The following is a 20,795-nucleotide window of genomic DNA, read 5'->3' on the forward strand; positions in this document are numbered from 1 at the left end:
GGCGATAGCCTGGAGGGGTGATCGACATTCGACTGCTTCGTGACAACCCTGACGCCGTCCGCGCGAGCCAGCGTGCTCGCGGCGCTGACGAGGGCGTCGTCGACCGCATTCTCGAGCTCGACGCGACGCGCCGCAGTTCGCTCGGCGAGTTCGAGAGGGTACGCGCCGAGCAGAAGCAGGTGTCGAAGAGCGTCGGCGCCGCGATGGGTGCGCTCAACAAGGCCAAGAAGAGCGGTGACGACGCGGAGGTCGCGCGTCTGCAGGCCGAGGCCGAGGCCGCGCGCGAGAACGCTGCGACCTTGAGCGCCCGCGTCAAGGAGCTCGAGGCCACTGCCGACGAGGCGGGCAAGGAGTTCGACGCGCTGCTTCGCACCGTCCCCAACGTCGTCCTCGACGGCGTGCCGGCGGGTGGCGAGGACGACTTCGTCACCGTCAAGACGGTCGGTGAGGCCCCGACGTTCGACTTCGAGCCGAAGGATCACCTCGAGATCGGTGAGCTCATCGGCGCGATCGACATGGAGCGTGGCACGAAGGTCTCGGGTTCGCGCTTCTACTTCCTCAAGGGTGTCGGCGCGCGCCTCGAGCTGGCGCTGCTGCAGATGGCGCTCGACCAGGCCATCGCGAACGACTTCACCCCGATGATCACCCCGACCCTCGTGCGGCCGGAGACGATGCAGGGCACCGGCTTCGACGTCGCGCACGACTCCGAGATCTACCGCGTGCAGGAGGAGGACAACCTCTACCTCGTCGGCACCTCGGAGGTCGCGCTCGCCGGCTACCACGCGGACGAGATCTTGAACGTCGACGCTCCCGTGCGCTACGCCGGTTGGTCGAGCTGCTACCGCCGCGAGGCCGGTTCGTACGGCAAGGACACGCGCGGCATCATCCGCGTCCACCAGTTCAACAAGGTCGAGATGTTCTCCTACTGCCGCATCGAGGACGCCGAAGCGGAGCACGCTCGCATGCTCGCGTGGGAAGAGGAGATGCTGGGCAAGTGCGAGCTGTCCTACCGCGTCATCGACACCGCCGCCGGTGACCTCGGCACGTCCGCCGCACGCAAGTTCGACTGCGAGGCCTGGGTGCCGACGCAGGGCACCTACCGCGAGCTGACGTCGACGTCGAACTGCACGACGTTCCAGGCGCGCCGCCTCAACATCCGTGAGCGCACCGACGGCGCGACGCGTTCGGTCGCGACGCTCAACGGCACGCTCGCGACGACGCGTTGGCTCGTCGCCATCCTCGAGACGCACCAGCAGGCTGACGGCTCGGTGCGTGTGCCCGAGGCGCTGCGCACGTACATGGGTGGCCTCGAGGTGCTGCCCGTCGTCTGACGACGAGCTCGGACGACGCAGTCCGACGAGGGCTGACGCGGGCCGGCGTCCTGGGCGGGTGCCGGCCCGCGCTCAGCCGATGAAGATCTCCCCGTGCGGATCGATCGCCACCATGATGGCGACGATGATGGTGGCGCCCAGGAAGCCGCTGACGAGTTCGCGCATCTTCTTGGCGCCCATGCCGTTGTCGGTCGCCTCCAGCCACCGTGCGGTGCGGTAGCTCATTAGCGTCATGAGGGCGAATCCGACGGCGCCCGCCCCAGCCATCGCGACGGGGGTGATAGGTGTCGCCGTACTCGGTCGCACCATGGGGATCACGCCGCCGATGACGCCGCCCATCTCGCTCGTCTCATGCACGCCCGGCAGGGGGTCGTCGTGCTGGCCCGAATGATTCGAGCCCGACCAGTTCGTGCCGGCGGGCCCGGCCATGTCGGTGCCGGGGGCCGTCCCCGCGGCATGCTCGGCGCTCGCGTCGTCTCCTCGCGTCGTCTGCTCCCGCCACGCGATGCGGCAGTCGGTGCCGCTGTGGTCGCTCCATGCTCATGCCCGTATGACGCGCCCGTCGTTGCATCCGTTCCCGCAGGCCCCGGTGGTTCGCGTCCGTCGGGTGACAATGAGCGCATGAACGACACCTCCCACGAGACGTCCAAGGCGAACCGTCGTGCCCTCACGCGCCGCACGGGGTTTCGGTTGGTGATCAGCGTGATCGTCGGTGTGCTCGCGGCGTTCGTCACGATCGCCGTCGCCGACCGGACGATCGTGTTCGACGTCATGACGGGGTGGACGGTCGGCGCGATCGTCGTCAGTGCGTGGACGTGGCTGAACGTGCGTGGCATGAACCCGACGCAGGCCGCCGAGCACGCACGCGAGGAGGATCCGAGCGTCGCAGGAGCGGACGCCACCGTCATCATCGCGACGATGGCGAGCCTCGCGGGGGTCGGGTTGCTGCTCGTCGCGGGCAAGCACAAGACGGGCACCGCCGAAGCCGTGCTCGGCACGGCGAGCGTCGTCGCGTCCTGGTTTCTCGTGCACCTCACGTACATGCTGCGCTACGCCCGTCAGTACTACGGGCCGGCGCCGGCCAGCAACGGCATCGACTTCGAGGGCGGCGAACCCGACTACTACGACTTCGCGTACGTCGCGTTCGACCTCGGAATGACGTACCAGATCAGCGACACCAACCTGAAGAACCGGTGGGTGCGACGCCTCGTGCTGCAGCACACGCTGCTCAGCTACGCGCTCGGCGTCGGCGTCGTCGCGACAGCCATCAACCTCGTCGTGTCGCTCGCGACGAACTGACGCTCCGTCGCGCGGGGGAGGCGGGCTGTCGGTGGTGGCGTCTACCCTCGCAGGCGTGAGGGAGTTCTTCGGTCTGGACGACGACTGGGTGCGGCCGCTGCCGCCCGGATGGCAGCGACGCGATGCCGTGATCGCCGTCGTCTTCCTGCTCGGTGCCGTCGTCGAGCTCGAGGCGATGCGCGCGTTGGGTCTGCCGCGCGGCACCTGGGGGCGGCCCGCGCTCTATGCGGCGACGCTCGTCGGGATGCTGCCGCTCGTGTGGCGGCGACGCTTCCCCCTCGCCGTCATGCTGCTGCTCGCCGCGCACATGTTCGCCTTCGGCATGGCGCAGTACGTCGTCATGGGCAACCTCGCGATGCAGGCGGCCTACTTCTTCTCCATCTTCACCGCACTCGCCTGGGGCCGAGATCGCCGGATGACGATGGTCGCGGCGAGCGCCGTCGTCGTGTTCATGTTCGGGTGGGTGGCCGTGCAGCTGTCGGTCGCGTCGGGGCGTGACGCGCTCGTCGACGCCTACAGAAACGGCCGCGGCACCCGCGATGACGCGCTGTTCGGCCCTGGCACAGGAGCGGTGCTCACGAGCGTCATGATGAACGTCCTGTTCTTCGTCACCGCCGTCGCGACGGGCGCCAACTCGTGGCGTGGAGCTCGCGCCCGAGCCCGCGCCGAGGATCAGGCACGCACGATCGAGGAGCAGTCGGCGCAGCTCACCGAACGCGCCGTCGTCGACGAACGACTGCGCATCGCCCGCGAACTGCACGACGTCGTCGCCCACCACGTCGCCGCGATCGGCGTGCAGGCCGCGGCCGCACGCAAGCTCATGGCGAAGGACCTGTCGCTCGCGGCCACGTCGCTGACGAACGTCGAGACCTCCTCGCGCGACGCCGTCACGCAGATGCGCAGCCTGCTCGGCACCCTGCGAACCGGGGACGGCGCGTCGTCCGGGCCGGGCCGTCTGCCGCCTGGCGGCGGGGTGGTGTCGGCTGATCTGGCGGTCGCCGCGTCATCGGACGGTTCGCTCGCGACGAGGAACGAGCGCGAGACGGGCGTTGCGCTGGACGCGACGCACCGTCGTCCCGAACCTGGGTTGGACGATCTGCCGCGACTGGTCGAAGAGGTCACCTCGCCCGGGTTCGACGTCGAACTGCGCGACCTCATCGGTGACGTCGACGTGCCCGGCAGTGTCCAACACAGCCTCTACCGCACCGTGCAGGAGGCGCTGGCCAACATCCGGCGCCACTCGACGGCGACGTCCGCGTCCGTCACGGTGCGCAGTGGCGGCGGCGAGGGAGGGGCCGGTGCGCCGCGCTACGCAGAGGTCGAGATCCTCGACGAGGGGCGCCCACGGCAGGGCACCTCGGGCAGCGGCATGGGACTGCTCGGCATGCGTGAACGCGTGACGGCTCATCGCGGCAGCGCCGAGATCGGCCCCCGGCTGACCGGTGGGTACCGCGTGCGCGTCAGGCTGCCGCTACCCGACGCGCGAGGCGACGACGGCGGGCGCTCATGACCGGGGCCGCAGCGAGAGGCCGACAGAGGCAGCGAACGACAGGAAGGCGGGCCTGATGGACGCGCTCAAAGTCGTCATCGTCGATGACCAGAAGATGGTGAGCAGCGGATTCTCGCTCATCCTGTCCGTGGAGGACGACATCGACGTCGTCGCCACCGCGACGAACGGGGCGCAGGCGCTGGACGTGGCCCGCGAGGTGCGGCCCGACGTCACCTTGATGGACGTGCAGATGCCCGTCATGGACGGCATCGAGGCCACGCGACGGTTCGTCGACGAGGGGCTCGGGCGTGTCGTCATCCTCACGACGTTCGATCGCGACGACTACCTCTTCAGTGCGCTCGACGCGGGCGCGAGCGGCTTCTTGCTCAAGAACGCCGACGCGGACGACCTCGCCGACGCCGTGCGCGCCGTCGGGCACGGACACGCCCTGCTCGCCCCTGAGGTGACGCGGCGCGTCATCGAACGACGCGTGCAGGACGGGTCGCTCGGCGCGGGCTCCGAGGCCGCCGGTGCCGCCCGGGCCGCTGACGACGGCCCGGGCAACGTCGGACCGGCGACGTCGGCCTGGCCCTCGGCCTCATCGGCCCACTCGACGCCCTCGCTGCCCCCGAGGAGGACGGGCGAAGGCGGCCGTCTTGATGACCTCACCCCGCGCGAACGGGAGGTGCTGGGTCTGCTCGGGCGTGGGCTGTCCAACGCGGAGATCGCGGCGGCGCTGTTCGTCGGTGAGGCCACCGTCAAGACACACGTGTCGAACGTGCTGATGAAGCTCGGTCTGCGCGATCGGGTGCAGGCCGTCGTCGCGGCCTATGAGACGGGCCTGGTGCGCGTCGGCGACTGACAGCTCCGTCGCGAGGGGGAGGCGCGAAGATCCGTCGCGCGCCGGATCCGGCACGACGGCCGACGCGACAGGCTGGAGGAACGATCGAACATGACGAGGGAGCGGAACATGTTGGAAGCCAGAGGCCTGACCCGCAGGTTCGGTGACAAGACGGCCGTCGACGACGTGTCGTTCGAGGTCGCCGACGGGCAGATGACGGGTTTCATCGGCGGCAACGGCGCCGGCAAGACCACGACGATGCGGATGATCATGGGCGTGCTCGAGCCCAGCGCCGGGGAGGCGTTGTGGAACGGCGAGCCGATGACGCGCGAACATCGCCGGCGCATCGGATACATGCCCGAGGAGCGGGGGCTGTACCCGAAGCAGCCCCTCATCGACCAGCTCGTCTACCTCGCCCAGCTGCGCGGCGTCGCACCCGCTGCGGCGCGTGCCCGCGGGCTCGAACTGCTCGAACGGTTCGGCCTCGGCGACCGAGCGAAGGACAAGCTCGAAGCGCTGTCGCTCGGCAACCAGCAGCGCGTGCAGATCGCGGCGTCCGTCATCGCCGAGCCGGACGCGCTCATCCTCGACGAGCCGTTCAGCGGCCTCGACCCGCGCGCCGTCGACGCGATGGCCGACCTGCTGCGCGAGTTCACCTCGCGCGGCGTGCCCGTGCTGTTCAGCAGCCACCAGCTCGACCTCGTCGAACGCCTCTGCGACAGCCTCGTCTTCCTCGCGGGCGGCCGCGTCGCCGCGCAGGGCACGGCCGCGCAGCTGCGCCGCAGCGGACGCGTCCGTCACCGCCTCGTCCTCGACTCCGACGCCGGGTGGGTGCGTGACGTCGCCGACCGTCTCGGCATCGGTGTCGTCGACGTCGACGGCCCGCGGGCGCTGCTCGAACTGCCCGACGACGCCGAGGGCCGCGAAAGGGCGTCCGACGAGTTGCTGCGCACCGTCATGGCACGCGCGAGCATCCGCGAATACGCCGAGGTCCTGCCCCAGCTCGCCGACATCTACCGGGAGGTGGCGTGATGAACGTCCAGACAGCTCAGCGTGATTCGCGTCCGGCGTGGCAGATCGTCGCCCTGCGCGAGATCGCCGTCAAGGCGCGCGACAAGAACTTCCTCGTCGGCCTCGGCGTCACCCTCGCCATGGTGATCGGCACGTTCGCCGTCCAGGTGTGGATCGCCGGCAAGACGGACACGCAGAAGGTCGCGATCGTCGACACGAAGGGCGCCTCCGGGCCGTCGGCGAAGCAGGTCGTCGACGGCGCTGCGACGAGCGCGAAGGACGGCGGCGCGAAGGTCGAGTACACGAGCACGGCGTTCCCCGACGATGTCGCAGCCCGCGCCGCCGTCACGAAGGGCGACGCCGACGCCGCACTGCTGCGCACCAACGGCGGCTGGCAACTCATCGGCGACAAGAGAATCGACGACGGGTTGAAGAAGAACGTGACGACGAGCGCCGCACAACTGGCGCTCGCGTCGAACGCGGCATCGCAGGGCGTCGAGCTGTCGTCGCTGACGAAGGGCGGCGCCGTGGCGACGTCGACGCTCAGCTCCGACGCCGACCGCGCCGGGCTCGCGAAGGTGGTGTCACTCGTCTTCGCGTTCCTGTTCTACTTCGTCGCGTTCATGTTCGGCATGCCGATCGCGCAGAGCGTCGTCGAAGAGAAGCAGTCACGCATCGTCGAAATCCTCGCGAGCGCCGTGCCGCTGCGCCACATCCTCGCCGGAAAGATCATCGGCAACGCGCTGCTCGCCATCGCTCAGGTGACGTTGCTCGCCGCCGTCGCACTCATCGGGTTGAGCCAGACCAAGTGGAGCGCCTTCGTCGGCACCGTCGCGGGCGCCTCCGGATGGTTCCTGCTGTTCTTCCTCGTCGGATTCTTCGTCGTCGCCTGTATGTTCGCCGTCGCCGGCGCGCTCGCCTCACGCAGCGAGGACGTGCAGTCGACGTCGCAGCCCGTCGTCATGCTCGTCGTCCTCGTGCTCGTCGTCGGCATGTCGCTCAGCGGCACGGCCCAGGTCGTCGCCTCGTACGTTCCGGTCGTGTCGACCGTGACGATGCCGGCACGCATCATGGACGGCAGCGCCGCATGGTGGGAGCCGATCCTTGCCATCGGCATCGCGATCGTCGCGGCGTACGTCATCACCCGTCTCGCGACGCGGCTGTATGAGCGCAGCATCATGCGCACCGGTGGGCGCCTGTCCTACCGCGAGGCGTTCAAGCTCGGGGCCTGACGACTCTGCCGTCCACTGTCGCGCGACGACCGGGCCGTGGATGGCGCCGCGGCACGTACATTGGGAGCAAGTTTTTTCGAACCTCGAATCATGAAGGAGAGGGGCATGTCGACCAACGACGAGTCCGGCCAGGGCTCGACCTGGAGCGCAGACAACAACGAGCAGGCCACCCACGTCGCGGGTGGCACCGGCGCCGGCGCGACGCCTGCGGGTTCCACGCCCGCCGGGGCCGCGTCGTCGGGCGCGGGAGTCTCGATGTCCAAGGACACGGCTGCCTCCGACGACCACACGCAGGCGATCGGCAGTGACGCGACGCGCGTCGCCCCACGCTCGGATGCGCCGGCTCAGCCGGCATGGGGCCCGTCGAGTCAGGGTGGGCAGCAGAACGCCGCGTCGTCGCAGGCATACCCGAGCGCGCCGGGGGTCGGCTATGCCGGGCCGCAGGGCGGTGGCCAGCCTGGGTATGGCCAGAGCGGATACGGGCAATACCCCGGGGGCCAGAACCCGGCGGGTCCGTCGTACGGCCAGGGCGGTTACCCGGCCGCTCCGCAGAGCGGTTATCCGTCGGCCCCGCAGGGCGGTTACCCCTCCAACAGCCCGCAGGGCGGCTACGGTTCTGCGCCGCAAGGTGGTTACCCGTCGAACAACCCACAGGGTGGCTACCCCTCGTCCGCCCAGAACGGCTACGCGTCGTCCCCGCAGGGCGGTTACCCGTCCGCGCCCCAGGGCGGCTACCCCTCGTCCCCGCAGGGCGGCTACCCGTCGTCTCCGCAGGGCGGTTACCCGTCGTCGCCCCAGGGCGGCTACCCGTCGAACAACCCGCAAGGCGGCTACGCGTCGTCTCCGCAAGGCGGTTACCCGTCCTCGCAGGGTGCGGCGGTGTCGAACCAGCAGCACTACACGTCGGCGCCGTACGGTCAGTCGTCCGCACCGGGCGTCGGGCAGACGGGCGCGGCGACGGTGACCGGCGTCGGCGCGTCGCACACAACGTCGACCGCCTCGCCTGTCGCGAAGTTCGGGCCGTTCGTGCCCGCGCTGCTCGGGCTGATCGCGCCGTTCGTGGCGTGGGTGACGTTCAAGGCCGGCAGCGAGTCGGTGGCACTCAACGGCATCGGCGGCAACAGCAACACCGCGAACTCCGCGCTCGGTGGGTCGAAGAACACGGCGGGCATCTTCGTCGCGATCCTCGCCCTCGGCCTCGTCGCGGCCGGGGTGCTCGCCTTGCTGGGCAAGCTCAACGCCAAGGTGGCGGGCCTCGTGACCGCGGCGATCGGACTCGTCATCCTCATCCTCGGCATCGTCCAGTTCCCGTCCGCGTCGAGCGCCGTGAGTTCGAATGGTGCGGCCGCCGGATACACCGCGACGATCGGTGCCGGCGTCTGGTTGACGCTGCTCTCCGGCCTCATCGCGATCGCCGTCGGCGTCGTCGCGTTTCTGCAGTCGCGCAAGGCGGACGCGACGAACCCGTCGGCGCACAACACGTCGAACGTGCAGAACAACGGGCAGGGCCCGCAGCAGCCGTGGGGTCAGCAGACCTACTGACACGCTCAACGGCACGCACCTGACGAGGCCGGCTCGCCCAAGACGGGGTGGGCCGGCCTCGTCGACGCGGTGGTGACGCTGCGTCGACTCCCTGTCGGACGCGGCTGGACCCCGGCCGTGTACGTCCCGCGACGGATGGTCGCCGCCAGGAGGGCCGTTGCGCCTAGGGTGGGTACGTGACTGTCTCTGACACCTGCGCGCCGCCCCCGTCGACCGGTTCGGCGGTTTCGTCGCAGCCGGATGGCAAGGAGTGGCCGCCGCTCATGGTGTGCCTCGACATCGATGGCACCCTGCTGCAGTACGACGGCACGATGCACGACGTCACGCGCGACGCCGTGCGCGCCTGTGTCGAGGCGGGGCATCAGGTCGTGCTGTCGACAGGGCGTGCGGTGATCGCGACGAAGCCAATCATCGACATGCTCGGCCTCTCGTCCGGCTACGCGGTGTGCTCGAACGGCGCGATCACGCTGCGTCTCGACAGCTCGCTACCCGACGGGTTCGAGACGATCGAACGCGTCACGTTCGACCCGACGCCGGCGCTGCAGATGCTGCGCGGACAGTGGGAGGACGCCGTCATCGCCGTCGAATCGGGTGACGTGTTCAAGGTGACGGCGCCGTTCCCCGACGGGGAACTCGACGGCGAACAGGTCGTCGTGCCGTGGGAGGAGCTGATGACGGAGCCCGTCACGCGCGTGACGTTCCGCTCGCCGACCGGCACGAGCGAGGACTTCCTCGACCTCGCCGAACGCGTCGGCCTGCACCAGGTCAACTACGCCGTCGGGTTCACGGCCTGGATGGACATCAACCCCGAGGGCGTGACGAAGGCGTCCGCGCTCGAGCAGGTGCGGCGCAAACTGTGCGTGGAACCAGCGAACACGGTGGCCGTCGGCGACCAGCGCAATGACGTCGAGATGCTCGAATGGGCCGCGCGCGGCGTCGCCATGGGCCAGGCGCCCGACGAGGTGAAGGCCGCCGCCGACGAGGTCACCGCTCCCATCGACGACGACGGCGCCGCCCTCGTCCTGCGTTCGCTCATCTGACCCCTTTCTGCGATCGACGCCCACATTCGCGATTCCCGTACCCATCTGCGAACGGCGTCCACATCGGCGATTCCTGTCCACATCGGCGAACGGCGTCCACCTTCGCGTGAGGCGCGTCGATTTGGGATGATGGGGCGTGCCTGATCTTCACCTGACGTCCGCGACGAACCCGCGCCTCAAGGGCCTCGTCGGCCTGCGCAAGCGCCGCACGCGCGAGACCGAGGGCCTGACGCTCGTCGAGGGGTATGACGAACTGGGTCTGGCGCTCGACGCCGGCGTCCGCCCGCAGACGCTCTACGTCTGTGACGAGTTGATGCTCGACGCGGCGCGGCAGCATGACGTCATCGACGCGGCGCGCACTGCGGGCGCGGAGATCGTCACCGTCGCGCGTCAGGCTTTCGAACGCGTCGCGTATCGCGAGGGGCCGGACGGGTTCCTCGCCGTCGTGCCGAGCGTCAACGCCCATCCGCGCATGCTCGACCTGCCCGCCAACCCGCTGCTGCTCGTCGCCGAGGGCGTCGAGAAGCCCGGAAACCTGGGCGCGATGCTGCGCACGGCTGACGCGGTGGGCGTCGACGGTGTCATCGCGGCCGACCCTGTCACCGACTGGGGCAACCCCAACGTCGTCCGCGGCTCGAAGGGCACAGTCTTCAGCGTGCCGGTTGCGGCGGCACCCACGTCAGAGACGCTGGAATGGTTGCGCGACAAGAACATTCCCCTCATCGCGACGACACCGGACACCGACGTCATGCACACCGACATCGACCTGTCCGGGCCCGTCGCCGTCGCCGTCGGCACCGAGAAGTACGGCCTCACCGACGAGATGCTGGACGCCGCGACGTCCCGCGTCCGCATCCCGATGGTCGGGCAGGTCAACTCGCTCAACGTCGCGACGAGCGCCGCCATCGTGCTCTACGAAGCCATGCGACAGCGCGGCGTGCGGGGCTGACGAGCGGCCACCCGACGCACTCAGGTGACCCCGGCGCCGCGAGCGAGGTGCCCCCCGCCACCCGTCCGCACCGGGGCGCCAGCCCGTGACGCGGCCCCGCGTCGCCGAGACGTGACCCTGATTACAAGCTGTGTTGGGTGACGTGGCACAGTGTCTCCATGCGGATTGACCACGTGATGTATGCGGCCGAGAATGACGGCCTGCAGGCCACAGCCGAGCGCCTCTCGCAGCAGCTCGGCATCGAAGTGCGTGACGGCGGCGTGCACCCGCGCTTCGGGACGCGCAACATGATCCTGCCGCTGAGGCAGGGGCGTTTCGTCGAGGTCGTCGAAGCGCTGGAGCACCCGAGCGTCGACAAGATGCCGTTCGGTCAGGCCGTCAAGGCTCGCTCCGCCAACGGCGGCGGCTGGGTCGGCTGGGTCGTCGAGCTCGACGACATGAGCGGCCCCGTCGCCAAGCTCGGCCGCCCCACCACGGAAGGTCGCCGTCACCGCCCCGACGGTGCGGAGATCACGTGGCAGCAGATCGGCGTCAGCGACCTCGTCGTCGACCCGCAGCTGCCGTACTTCATCCACTGGGACGACCCCGCGCAGCACCCGTCGAAGGACGGCGCCACGGACGTCGCGCTCAAGGGCATCACGCTTGCCGGCGCGCCCGAGCGCGTGCGCGAATGGCTCGGCCTGACGGGCGAGCCCGGCGTCGACCGCGAGGACTGGGAACCCGACATCGACTTCCAGTTCGTCGCGCCGCACGGCACCCCGTCGGTGCTGTCGGTGACGTTCGCGACCGCCAAGGGCGACGTCACGATCTGATGATCTGAGGGGCGGCGTTCCGTCCTGACGTCGAGGGCCGAAACTCTGCAGTCCAGAGTTTCGGCCCTCAACGCATCTGGTGAGGTCTGAAACTCCGCATTGCGGGATTTGAGCCCCCAACAGCCGCGTTGAGAGCTGAGGCCCCGCCATGCAGGATCTCAGCTCTCAGCGAGGCAGCCGCGGGCTTCAGCAGATCGCCAAGGGGCGCACGAGCGTTCGTCGCAGGCCAGTGCACGTCGAGCGTCGAAATGATCCGCTGGGCGTCAGACCTCGAGGAAGTCGACCAGCTGCGGAGCGATACCGACGTACGTCGCGGGCGTCATCTCGACGAAGCGTGCTTCGACGTCGGCGGGCAGGCCGAGGCCGCGCACGAACTCGCGCAGGTCGTCGCCGGTGATGCGGCGTCCGCGCGTCAGTTCCTTGAGGCGCTCGTAGGGCTGCTCCATCCCCGGCACGCCCTGGGCGCCGAGCGCGCGCATCGCCGTCTGGATCGGCTCGCCGAGCACCTCCCAGTTGGCTTCGAGGTCCTTGGCCATGGCGCCCGGCACGGGGTCGAGACCACCGAGGCCCCGCGCGACGTTGTCCATGGCCAGCACCGAGTGCCCGAATGCGGTGCCGATGTTGCGCTGCATCGAGGAATCCGTGAGGTCGCGCTGCAGGCGCGACGTGACGAGGGTCGAGCCGAGGACGTCGAGCAGCGCCGAGCTGACCTCGAGGTTCGCCTCCGCGTTCTCGAAGCGGATCGGGTTCACCTTGTGCGGCATCGTCGACGATCCGACGGTGCCCTGGCCGCGCACCTGCGCGAAGTAGCCCATCGAGATGTAGGTCCACACGTCGGTGCACAGGTTGTGCAGGATGCGGTTGAAGCGCGCCATGTCGGCGTACAGCTCGGCCTGCCAGTCGTGGCTCTCGATCTGCGTCGTGAGCGGGTTCCACGTGAGGCCCAGGCCCTCGACGAAGCTCTGGCTCAGCGCCGGCCAGTCGGCGCTCGGCACGGCGGCGGTGTGCGCGCCGAACGTGCCGGTGGCGCCGTTGAGCTTGCCGAGGAACTCCTGGGCCTCGATGCGGCGCAGCTGTCGGCCGAGGCGGTGCGCGAGCACGGCGAATTCCTTGCCCATGGTCGTCGGCGTCGCCGGCTGGCCGTGCGTGTGCGCGAGCAGCGGCACGTCCCGCATGTCGCGGGCCATCGTCGCGACCTGCTCGACGAGCGTCGTCGCCTTCGGCAGCCACACCTGCTGCGTCGCACGCTGCACCATGAGGGCGTAGCTGAGGTTGTTGATGTCCTCGCTCGTGCAGCAGAAGTGGATGAGTTCCGAGAGCTGTGCGGCGTCGTCGTGGCCCGCGTCGGCCACGATCTGCGTGAGGCGGCGCTTGAGGTAGTACTCGACTGCCTTGACGTCGTGCACCGTCTCGCGCTCGATCTCGGCGAGTTCGGCGATGTCGTCACCGTCGAACTCCTCGACGACGTCGCGCAGCGCCTCCTTCTCGCCGTCGTCCAGCGCGCGCACGCCGTCGAGAATGCCGGCGTCGGTGAGGTGGATGAGCCACTCGACCTCGACGTGGACGCGCATCCGGTTGAGCGCGGCCTCCGACAGGTGGTCGACGAGCGGGGCGACGGCGCCGCGGTAGCGGCCGTCGAGGGCTCCGAGGGCGATGGCGGGCTGGGTGTCGGCGAGGCTGTGCATGCACCCATTGTTCCAAACGACGAGCCCCGGACGCGTGTCGCATCCGAGGCTCGTCCTCACGGTGGAGTCAGCGCTTTCGGGCCCGCAGCGGGAGCCACACCGCCAGGCCCATGAGCGCCATCGCCAGCGGGACATGGATGGCGGCCATGACGTCCTTGCCCTCGTCCACGATGAGCCCCCCCGAGATAGGCCTCGAGGATCAACAGCACCGTCAACGCCAGCGCACCGAAGGTCAGGTCGGTGCGTTCACGCAGCTTCAGGAACGCCCACACCGTGGCGAGGAGCGCGAACCCGATGGCGGCCTTCCCGCACCACGAATGGACCTCGAGCCAGGGCGTCTTCTCAGGGTCGGTGTCGGGCGTCGACATGAACAATCCGGCCCACAGGCCCTGCAGCAGCACGGCGAGCGACGCGACGCCGACGAGTGCTGCGAACGTACGAGTGGGTGCCGTCGCGGCTGAGGAATTCGCGGGCGTGGAGCTCGTCATGATGGTCCTTCGCGTGGAATGGAGCAGTGTCCCCACAGCCAACCGCGTCCACCTAGGAGAAGGCTCTCGTCCGGAACCGGCAGACCTGACAAGTACCTGGGATTTTCCTGGGCCAGGGCCGGCTTACCTCACCTGCTCGTCACTCGGCGTCTCGACCGTTCTCGGCCTCGGGTGAGAAAGCGATGACGTTGAAGGTCTCACCCTCGGGCCCGCGAATCGTCGCCTCCGGCCCGAACGGGGTGTCGAAGCTCATGAGCACCTCGCCGTCGAGCTCTTCGACGATGGCGACGGTGGAGTCGCGGTCGGCGACGACAAAGTGCGTCAACCAGTTCGCGGGAACGTCGTCGGGCAGCTGCGTCGTGAGGTGCATGCCCGCGACGACCTCGCCGTCGCTCGCGCGCTTGATCGTGACGTAGTCGCTGCCCATCTCCTCGTACGAGAAGCCGAAAACCTTGCCGTAGAACGACTTCGCGCCCTCGAGGTCGCGCGTCATGAGGTCGTTCCAGCCCACGGAACCAGGCTCGTTGAAGATGCCGAACCCGGGGTGCTCGCCGCCCTGCCAGACACCGAACGCGGCCCCCTCGGGATCCTGGAAGAACGCCATGCGTCCTGTGTTCGGCACGTCCATCGGCTCGACGAGCGTGCGGCCGCCGGCGTCGCGGATGGCGCCAGCGGTCGCGTCGACGTCGTCGCTCGCGAAGAACGTGGACCACGCGCTCGGAACGTCGGGCTGCATGCGCGGCGCCAGCCCGGCAGCAGCGTGGTGATGCTTGAGCGCGACGGCATAGCCGCCCATGTCGTCACCGCCCTCGCGGATCTCCCAGCCGAACAGCTTGGCGTAGAAATCCTTCGCTCGGTGCATGTGGTCGAAGCTGCAGTCGACCCAGTTGGGCGTGCCGGCGGGCCAGTTCGTGGTGCGGGTTGGCATGACGACTCCTTCGGTCGCGGTGAGGCCGTCCGGCCTCGCTCGGTGACGTTCCCAGCCAATCACGTGACGCAGACAACCGCGCGGTTCCGGGCCTGCCGGGAATCGCATCTTGTCCGCGGTGCGTCGGCGCCTCGCGCATGAGGCGCCGACAGGCCTCGCCTACGCCGGCCCCGAGATACCTCAGGATTCGGTGGACGGGCGCGACACCATCGCTCAGCACATCGCCGGTTGACGCCGCGAGGCTGGCCCCCACCGTTCGGTGTGCGCCGAGCTTGGAGAACTGCGTTCGAGACGGGCGCGACGGGTAGCACCTATGACACCCGTCGATCAGCCTGGACCACCGATCGTCGAGTCGCTGCGGCCAGGTCGCTCAGACGAGCCGATGCGCCCCCGCACTCGCAAGCGCGACGAAGGGCTCCGGCTCGGGGAAGCCGCCGTCGCGCGCCGCGCGTCGAGCGGCCGCGACGGCATCATCGACGCCTTCGACGTCGACGAGCGCGATGACGCACCCGCCGAAACCCCCGCCCGTCATGCGTGCGCCGTACGCGCCACCGGCGACGAGTGCGGCGGCGAGCGTGTCGACGGCCGGGACGGTGATCTCGAAATCGTCGCGCATGCTGACGTGTGACGCCGTGAGCAGTGCCCCGACGTCAGGCGCTTTGTCCCGCGTCACGCCACCGGTCAGGAGAGCGTCGACGGCGAGGACCCGCGCGGAGTCGGTGATGACGTGGCGCGCGCGGCGGCGCGGCACGTCGGGCAGCCCGGCGAGGCGCGCATCGACGGCGTCGACGTCGCGTCCGTCGATCTCGGCGCACAGTAGCCCGCGGGCGATGCCCAGGGCGTCGGCGGCCTCCTCACACGCGCGGCGGCGCTCGCCGTACGCACCGTCGACGAGCTCGTGCGGCGCGTGCGAGTTGACGACGAGCAGCGCGAGGCCCGCGTCGGCGAGGTCGAACGGCACCTGCATCGTCTCGTTCGTCAGCGTGTCGAGTCGCAGCGCGTGCCCCGCTTCGCAGAGCACGGACGCGAGCTGATCCATCGTTCCGGTCGGTGCTCCCGCGATCTCGTTCTCGGCGAGGCGCCCGAGCCTGGCGATGCCCGACCCGTCGAGCCCCCAGCCGGCGAGGTCGTTCCACGCCGACGCCGTCGCACAACTCAAGGACGCCGACGACGACAACCCGGCGCCGCGCGGTACGTCGGCCGCGAACGCGATGTCGAGCCCCGGCACGTCGAGGCCGTCGCGACGGGCGGCCCATCCCACGCCGGCGGCGTAGGATGCCCATCCGAGGCCCGCCTCCCGCGACACCTCGCCGAGACGCACCTCGACACGCTTGCCTTCAGAGGCGAGGCGCACGAGATCGTCGTCGCGCCGACGTGCGACGGCGACCGTACCCGTCGGCAGGGCGATGGGTAGGACGTAACCACCGTTGTAATCGGTGTGCTCACCGATGATGTTGACGCGGCCCGGCGCCCACCACGCACCGTCGGGTTCGCCTGCGTCCGAGCCGAACTCGCGATCGAACAGGGAGCTCGCGTCGTCGAGCAGGCGACGCTGCGTCGAGGTCGGCGTCGTCATGACGACTCACCCACTTCGCGGCCTGAGCCGCCGTCGAACGCGTCTGCCACCTCACGCAGGCGCTGTGCGACAGCTTCGGGGGAGACGTCGTTGCTGAACGCACCCTGCCCCGACTCGGTGCCGGCGAGGTACTTCAGCTTGTCGGCGCTGCGACGAATAGAGAACAGCTCGACATGCAGCCACGCGAGCTCGCGGTCCGGGTGATCGGCCTTGGCCGGCGCCTGCTGCCACGCCGAGATGTACGGCAGCGGCGCGTCGTAGAGGGCATCGAAGCGGGTGAGGACGTCGCGGTACAGCGCCGCGAGCCCGTCGCGCTGGGCGTCGTCGAGGGCCGCAAGGTCGGCCACCTGCGTCCGCGGATACAGGTGCACCTCGACGGGCCAGCGCGCCGCGAACGGCACGAACGCCACCCAGGTGTCGTTCTCGGCGACGATGCGGGCGCCGTCGGCGAGTTCGCGGGCGATGACGTCGCCGAACAGGTTGCGCCCCGTCGCGTCATGGTGGGCGCGGGCGCGCGCCAACTCCGTCGCCGCGCGTGGCGGCACGAACCCGAACGCGTAGATCTGCCCGTGCGGGTGTGGCAGCGTCACCCCGATCTCGACGCCGCGGTTCTCGAACGGATAGACGTACTCGACGCTGTCGCGCGCGGACAGCTCGCGCGTGCGGTCGGCCCACGCGTCGACGACGAGGCGCGCCTGCTCGAGGCCGAGATCCTTGAACGACGCGTCGTGTCGTTCGCTGAAGCACACCACCTCGCACGCGCCGTGCGCGGGAGCCGAGGCGAACAGCGGGTCGTCCTCGGTCGGGACGTCGACGACCGCGTCCGACAGTGCCGGGAAGCGGTTGTCGAACACGACGACCTCGTACGAGTCGGACGGCACCTCGCTCGCGTATCCGTCGCGACTGGGGCACAGGGGGCACTCGTCGGCGGGCGGCATGAACGTGCGGTTCTGCCGGTGCGCGGCGAGCACGATCCGTTCGCCGGTCAGGGGATCGCGACGGATCTGCGACATCGGGGTCGTCGTCGGCAGGTCGCGGGTGTCGGGGCTCGGCTCACGGCCCGCGGTGCGGTCGTACCAGCGGATCGTGCGGCCGTCAGCGAGACGGCCGTCGGTTCGGAACATCACAGATGCACCCATTCTGTTGCGTGCGTGCGGAATTCGGCAGGCTCCAGGCTAGCCGCGCCGGTCGGGATGCGGCCGAGGGGCTGGGCGCCGGCCGCGGTGGGCAGGTCGTCGATGTTGGTGCGCTCGGCGAGATCGGGCTCGCTCGGGTAGCTGCCGACGACGTACCCGATGAGGTCGAGCTCGCGGCGAGCGAGGGCCTCGGCGGTCAGCGCCGTGACGTTGAGGGTGCCCAGGCGCGAGGCGACGACGAGGACGAAACCGGCGCGAGCGCCGGCGTCGCGCAACGCGATTCCAAGGTCGGCCAGGGTGTTGCCCTCGCCGTCGAGGTGCACGAGCAGCCCCCCGGCACCTTCGACGATGACGGTGTCGACGTCGTCCCTCTCGGCGATCTCGAGGACGCGACGAGCGTGCTCGGCGACCGTCGGCAGCGTCACCTGGGCCAGCCGAGCTGCGGAATCGGGGGCGAGCGGGTCGGGCAGCCGGACGAACTCGTGCGTCGTGAGCGAGCCCGTGGCCGCGTCGTCGCCACCCAGATCACCGACAAGACGCGCCACCTCGTCGACGTCGCCGGCCTCGCCCGGCGCGAGACCCGTCTGCGTGGGTTTGACGACGGCCACGTGCATGCCCTGTGCGATGAGAGCCGCGGCGATGGCGGCCGTCGTCACCGTCTTGCCGACCTCGGTGTCGGTGCCGGTGACGAGCAGGATGGGCGCGGTCATGCGATCTCCTCGAGAGGTGGGGAAACGGGCGGGCCGGCAGCAGGTCGCGGAGACTCCGAGCTGCCGGCTCGTTCGTGCGACGTCGCGCGAAGCACGCCGTGCAGGATGCGTTCGACGTCGGCGAGGTCGTCGTCAGTGATACCGGCGTTGGCCGTCAGGCGTAGGCGCGAGATGCCGTCGGGTGTGCTCGGTGGGCGGAAGCAGCCGATGCGCAGGCCCTCTCGTCGGGCAGCGTCGACGGCGGACACGGCACTGCGCGGTGACGGCATGGGAACGCTGAGGACGGCGCCCGCAGGCACCTCGACGCCGACGATGTCGGCCAGTCGTGCTGCGACCTCGCGGGTGCGTGCGGCGAGTTCGGGTCGCGCGACGAGCTGGCGCAGAGCACCCAGCGCGGCTCCGGCTGACGCGGGAGCCAGGCCGGTGTCGAAGATGAACGGGCGTGCCGTGTTGACGAGATGCTCGCGCAGCGCGGCCGAGCCGAGGACCGCGCCGCCCTGGGCGGCGAGGGATTTCGACAACGTCACGGTCGTGATGATGCGCTCGCGGCCCGGGCGATCGAGCAGAGCGAGCGCCCGCACAAGGCCTTCGCCCCGCTCGCCGATGACTCCGAGGCCGTGTGCCTCGTCGACGACCAGGAGCGCATCGTGCTCGATCGCGAGGTCGAGCAGTTCGCGCAGCGGGGCAGCATCCCCGAGCACCGAGAAGATCGACTCGACGACGATGACGGCGCGCGGCTCGGTGCGTTCGACGAGCTCGTCGCGGACCGCGGCCACGTCGAGGTGCGGAGTGACGGCGACGCGCGCCTTCGCGAGCCTCATCCCGTCGATGAGGCTCGCGTGGTTGTGCGCGTCGCTGATGATGACCGTGTCAGCCGTGCCGAGGGACGTCATGAGGGAGAGATTGGCGTGGTAGCCCGTGGAGAACACGAGTGCGGCCTCATGCCCCAGGTGCGTGGCGAGTTCGCGTTCGAGCGTGACATGCGAGGCATGCGTGCCCGTCACGAGGCGGCTCGCACCGGCGCCCGCACCGTCGTCCTGGAGCGCGGCGACGGCTGCGGCGATGACGTCAGGGTGTCGCCGCAGCGCGAGGTAGTCGTTGCCGGCGAGGTCGATGCTGACGCCGTCGAGCTGGTCGTCGACGGCCGTGCGGGTGAGGCCCACCTCTTCGCGGCGCTGTGCGGCGTCGCGCAGGAAGACGGCGTACTGATCGACCTGACCGCCGCGGACGGTCGCATCCGCTGGGGCTGAGGCGCCGGCGTCAAGGCCCCCGCGTGGCACGGCTGCGCCGTCCGTCGAGGCTTCGGGCTCCATTCCGTCAGGCCTGCTCATCGCGACTCCTCGCTAGCTCGGCAGCCGGCGTCGACGCTCGCCCGCACTGCGGCCGTGACGCCGCGCACGATCGTCGCGAGATCATCGTCGGTGCACACGTACGGCGGCATCGTGTAGATGAGGCCCCGGAACGGGCGGATCCAGACGCCTTCGGCCAGTGCCGCCTCAGTAGCGCGCGTCATGTCGACGTCGCCCTCCAACTCGACGACGCCGACCGCACCGATGACGCGAACGTCCTTCACACCCGCGATGCTGCGCAGCGGGCCGAGCCCGGCCTCGAGGGCGCCCTCGAACTGTGCTGCGCGCGTGAGGCGTTCGGCGTCGAGCAGGTCGAGGCTCGCAAGTGCGACGGCGCACGCGAGGGGGTTACCCATGAATGTCGGGCCGTGCATGACAGCGCCCGTGCGATCGCTGATGCGCTGGCCCACCTCGTCGCTGCACAGCGTTGCGGCGAGGGTCAGGTACCCACCGGTCAACGCCTTGCCGACGCACATGATGTCGGGTGTGACGCCGACGCGTTCGGCCGCCCAGAGGGTGCCGGTGCGTCCGAAACCGGTGGCGATCTCGTCGAAGATGACGAGCGCCCCGTGCTCACGGGCGAGTTCGGCGAGGAATCGCACGCACTCCGGGTCATGGATCCGCATGCCGCCGGCGCCCTGCAGCAGGGGTTCGAGGATGACGGCGGCGATGTCGTCGGCGTGCTCGGCGAACAAGCGCGCGGTCTCGTCCTTCCACGCGGCCATCTCGCCCGCGTCAGCGACGAGGCCGGAAGACGGGTCCGCGGGTGCGGGCGGCAGCGGCGCGAAGATCTGCTCGGGCAGCGTGCCGCGCCAGAGCGTGTGCATACCGCCGTCGGGGTCGCAGACGCTCATCGGGTGCAACGTGTCGCCGTGGTAGCCGCCGCGGACGGTGAGGATGCGACGCCGTGGCCGGTCGTCGGCGGCGAAGCACTGCAGCGCCATCTTCATTGCCACCTCGACGCTGACGGAGCCCGAATCGGCGAGGAACACTCGGTTCAACGCCGCACGTTCCGGCTGTGGGTGCGGCGCCATCGCGACGAGGCGCTCGGCGAGTCGGATCGCGGGTTCGTGCGTCAAACCGCCGAACATGACGTGCGACATGCGCTGTAGCTGCCCCGTGGCAGCCGCATCGAGCTCCGGCACGCCGTAGCCGTGCACGGCGCACCACCACGAGCTCATCGCGTCGATGACGTCGCGGCGCGTTCCGTCGGCCTCGACGAGACGCAGCCGCACGCCGGAGGCGGACTCGACGACGTGGGGCGGTACTCCTGCCGTGGCACTCGCGTAGGGGTGCCACACGTGGGCGGCGTCGAGGGTGAGCAGCGCGTCGACGTCCGTGGTCATGGCCGCATCCTCTCATCCCACGCCCGGTTAC

The 20,795-nt window shown here is 70.0% G+C and carries 19 protein-coding genes; 10 read left to right on the forward strand and 9 right to left on the reverse strand.

Features of this window, described 5'->3' with window-relative positions; translation table 11 throughout:
• Positions 1-17: 17 nt before the first annotated feature.
• On the forward strand, positions 18-1,331 hold the full coding sequence (serS, locus tag EDC82_RS01490) for a serine--tRNA ligase (RefSeq protein ID WP_074039636.1): 1,314 nt from the start codon (positions 18-20) through the stop codon (positions 1,329-1,331).
• Positions 1,332-1,403: 72 nt separating this feature from the next.
• Here serS and EDC82_RS01495 read toward each other — a convergent pair whose 3' ends face one another.
• Positions 1,404-1,688 carry a hypothetical protein gene (locus EDC82_RS01495; RefSeq protein WP_083603794.1) on the reverse strand — a complete coding sequence of 95 codons (285 nt, stop codon included), beginning with the start codon at positions 1,686-1,688 and terminating at the stop codon, positions 1,404-1,406.
• A 264-nt stretch (positions 1,689-1,952) separates the two neighbouring features.
• Here EDC82_RS01495 and EDC82_RS01500 point away from each other — a divergent pair, with 264 nt between their 5' ends.
• The 9 genes from EDC82_RS01500 to EDC82_RS01540 all read left to right on the forward strand — a co-directional run bounded on the left by EDC82_RS01500 (position 1,953) and on the right by EDC82_RS01540 (position 11,546).
• A complete protein-coding gene (locus EDC82_RS01500) occupies positions 1,953-2,630 on the forward strand; it encodes a DUF1345 domain-containing protein (protein WP_160126169.1) in 678 nt (225 codons plus the stop codon).
• A gap of 55 nt (positions 2,631-2,685) precedes the next feature.
• Positions 2,686-4,140 (forward strand): sensor histidine kinase, encoded by a 1,455-nt coding sequence (locus EDC82_RS01505; RefSeq protein ID WP_235006067.1) that lies wholly within the window; start codon positions 2,686-2,688, stop codon positions 4,138-4,140.
• Between the two features lie 55 nt (positions 4,141-4,195).
• Entirely contained in the window at positions 4,196-4,981 is a 786-nt protein-coding gene (locus EDC82_RS01510) for a response regulator transcription factor (protein WP_074039640.1), read from the forward strand.
• A 108-nt stretch (positions 4,982-5,089) separates the two neighbouring features.
• Positions 5,090-5,992, forward strand: coding sequence for an ABC transporter ATP-binding protein (locus EDC82_RS01515; protein WP_038566572.1), 903 nt, complete (start codon positions 5,090-5,092; stop codon positions 5,990-5,992).
• The gene (locus EDC82_RS01520; protein ID WP_074039641.1) at positions 5,992-7,203 is read left to right on the forward strand and encodes an ABC transporter permease; all 1,212 of its coding nucleotides are present in this window, start codon (positions 5,992-5,994) and stop codon (positions 7,201-7,203) included. Before EDC82_RS01515 ends, EDC82_RS01520 begins: the two co-directional genes overlap by 1 nt.
• Positions 7,204-7,308: 105 nt before the next feature.
• Positions 7,309-8,745 (forward strand): hypothetical protein, encoded by a 1,437-nt coding sequence (locus tag EDC82_RS01525; RefSeq protein ID WP_074039643.1) that lies wholly within the window; start codon positions 7,309-7,311, stop codon positions 8,743-8,745.
• A gap of 176 nt (positions 8,746-8,921) precedes the next feature.
• Positions 8,922-9,785 carry an HAD family hydrolase gene (locus tag EDC82_RS01530; RefSeq protein WP_006947074.1) on the forward strand — a complete coding sequence of 288 codons (864 nt, stop codon included), beginning with the start codon at positions 8,922-8,924 and terminating at the stop codon, positions 9,783-9,785.
• Positions 9,786-9,921: 136 nt separating this feature from the next.
• Positions 9,922-10,734: an RNA methyltransferase gene (locus EDC82_RS01535; protein ID WP_074039644.1), complete on the forward strand. Its 813-nt coding sequence runs from the start codon at positions 9,922-9,924 to the stop codon at positions 10,732-10,734.
• Between the two features lie 158 nt (positions 10,735-10,892).
• A complete protein-coding gene (locus EDC82_RS01540; RefSeq protein WP_074039645.1) occupies positions 10,893-11,546 on the forward strand; it encodes a VOC family protein in 654 nt (217 codons plus the stop codon).
• 263 nt (positions 11,547-11,809) lie between these two features.
• Here the strand turns inward: EDC82_RS01540 and purB are convergent, their stop codons facing one another.
• The 8 genes from purB to EDC82_RS01580 form a co-directional block, all read right to left on the reverse strand.
• Positions 11,810-13,231, reverse strand: a complete 1,422-nt coding sequence (purB, locus tag EDC82_RS01545) for an adenylosuccinate lyase (RefSeq protein ID WP_074039646.1) — start codon at positions 13,229-13,231, stop codon at positions 11,810-11,812.
• Positions 13,232-13,287: 56 nt separating this feature from the next.
• Complete coding sequence (locus tag EDC82_RS01550) at positions 13,288-13,719, reverse strand: hypothetical protein (RefSeq protein WP_074039648.1); 432 nt, start codon at positions 13,717-13,719, stop codon at positions 13,288-13,290.
• A 139-nt stretch (positions 13,720-13,858) separates the two neighbouring features.
• Positions 13,859-14,647 (reverse strand): VOC family protein, encoded by a 789-nt coding sequence (locus EDC82_RS01555; protein WP_074039650.1) that lies wholly within the window; start codon positions 14,645-14,647, stop codon positions 13,859-13,861.
• 370 nt (positions 14,648-15,017) lie between these two features.
• Complete coding sequence (galK, locus tag EDC82_RS01560) at positions 15,018-16,223, reverse strand: galactokinase (protein WP_074039652.1); 1,206 nt, start codon at positions 16,221-16,223, stop codon at positions 15,018-15,020.
• Positions 16,220-17,347 carry a galactose-1-phosphate uridylyltransferase gene (gene galT / locus EDC82_RS01565; RefSeq protein ID WP_074039784.1) on the reverse strand — a complete coding sequence of 376 codons (1,128 nt, stop codon included), beginning with the start codon at positions 17,345-17,347 and terminating at the stop codon, positions 16,220-16,222. The genes galK and galT overlap by 4 nt, the downstream gene beginning before the upstream one ends.
• Positions 17,347-18,069, reverse strand: coding sequence for a dethiobiotin synthase (bioD, locus tag EDC82_RS01570; protein WP_038566593.1), 723 nt, complete (start codon positions 18,067-18,069; stop codon positions 17,347-17,349). The genes galT and bioD overlap by 1 nt, the downstream gene beginning before the upstream one ends.
• Complete coding sequence (locus EDC82_RS01575) at positions 18,066-19,400, reverse strand: 8-amino-7-oxononanoate synthase (RefSeq protein ID WP_235006068.1); 1,335 nt, start codon at positions 19,398-19,400, stop codon at positions 18,066-18,068. The genes bioD and EDC82_RS01575 overlap by 4 nt, the downstream gene beginning before the upstream one ends.
• Positions 19,397-20,764, reverse strand: coding sequence for an adenosylmethionine--8-amino-7-oxononanoate transaminase (locus tag EDC82_RS01580; protein ID WP_074039654.1), 1,368 nt, complete (start codon positions 20,762-20,764; stop codon positions 19,397-19,399). The genes EDC82_RS01575 and EDC82_RS01580 overlap by 4 nt, the downstream gene beginning before the upstream one ends.
• Positions 20,765-20,795 lie beyond the last annotated feature (31 nt).

This window comes from Dermacoccus sp. SAI-028, assembly GCF_004346775.1.
Taxonomy (GTDB): Bacteria; Actinomycetota; Actinomycetes; order Actinomycetales; family Dermatophilaceae; genus Dermacoccus; species Dermacoccus nishinomiyaensis.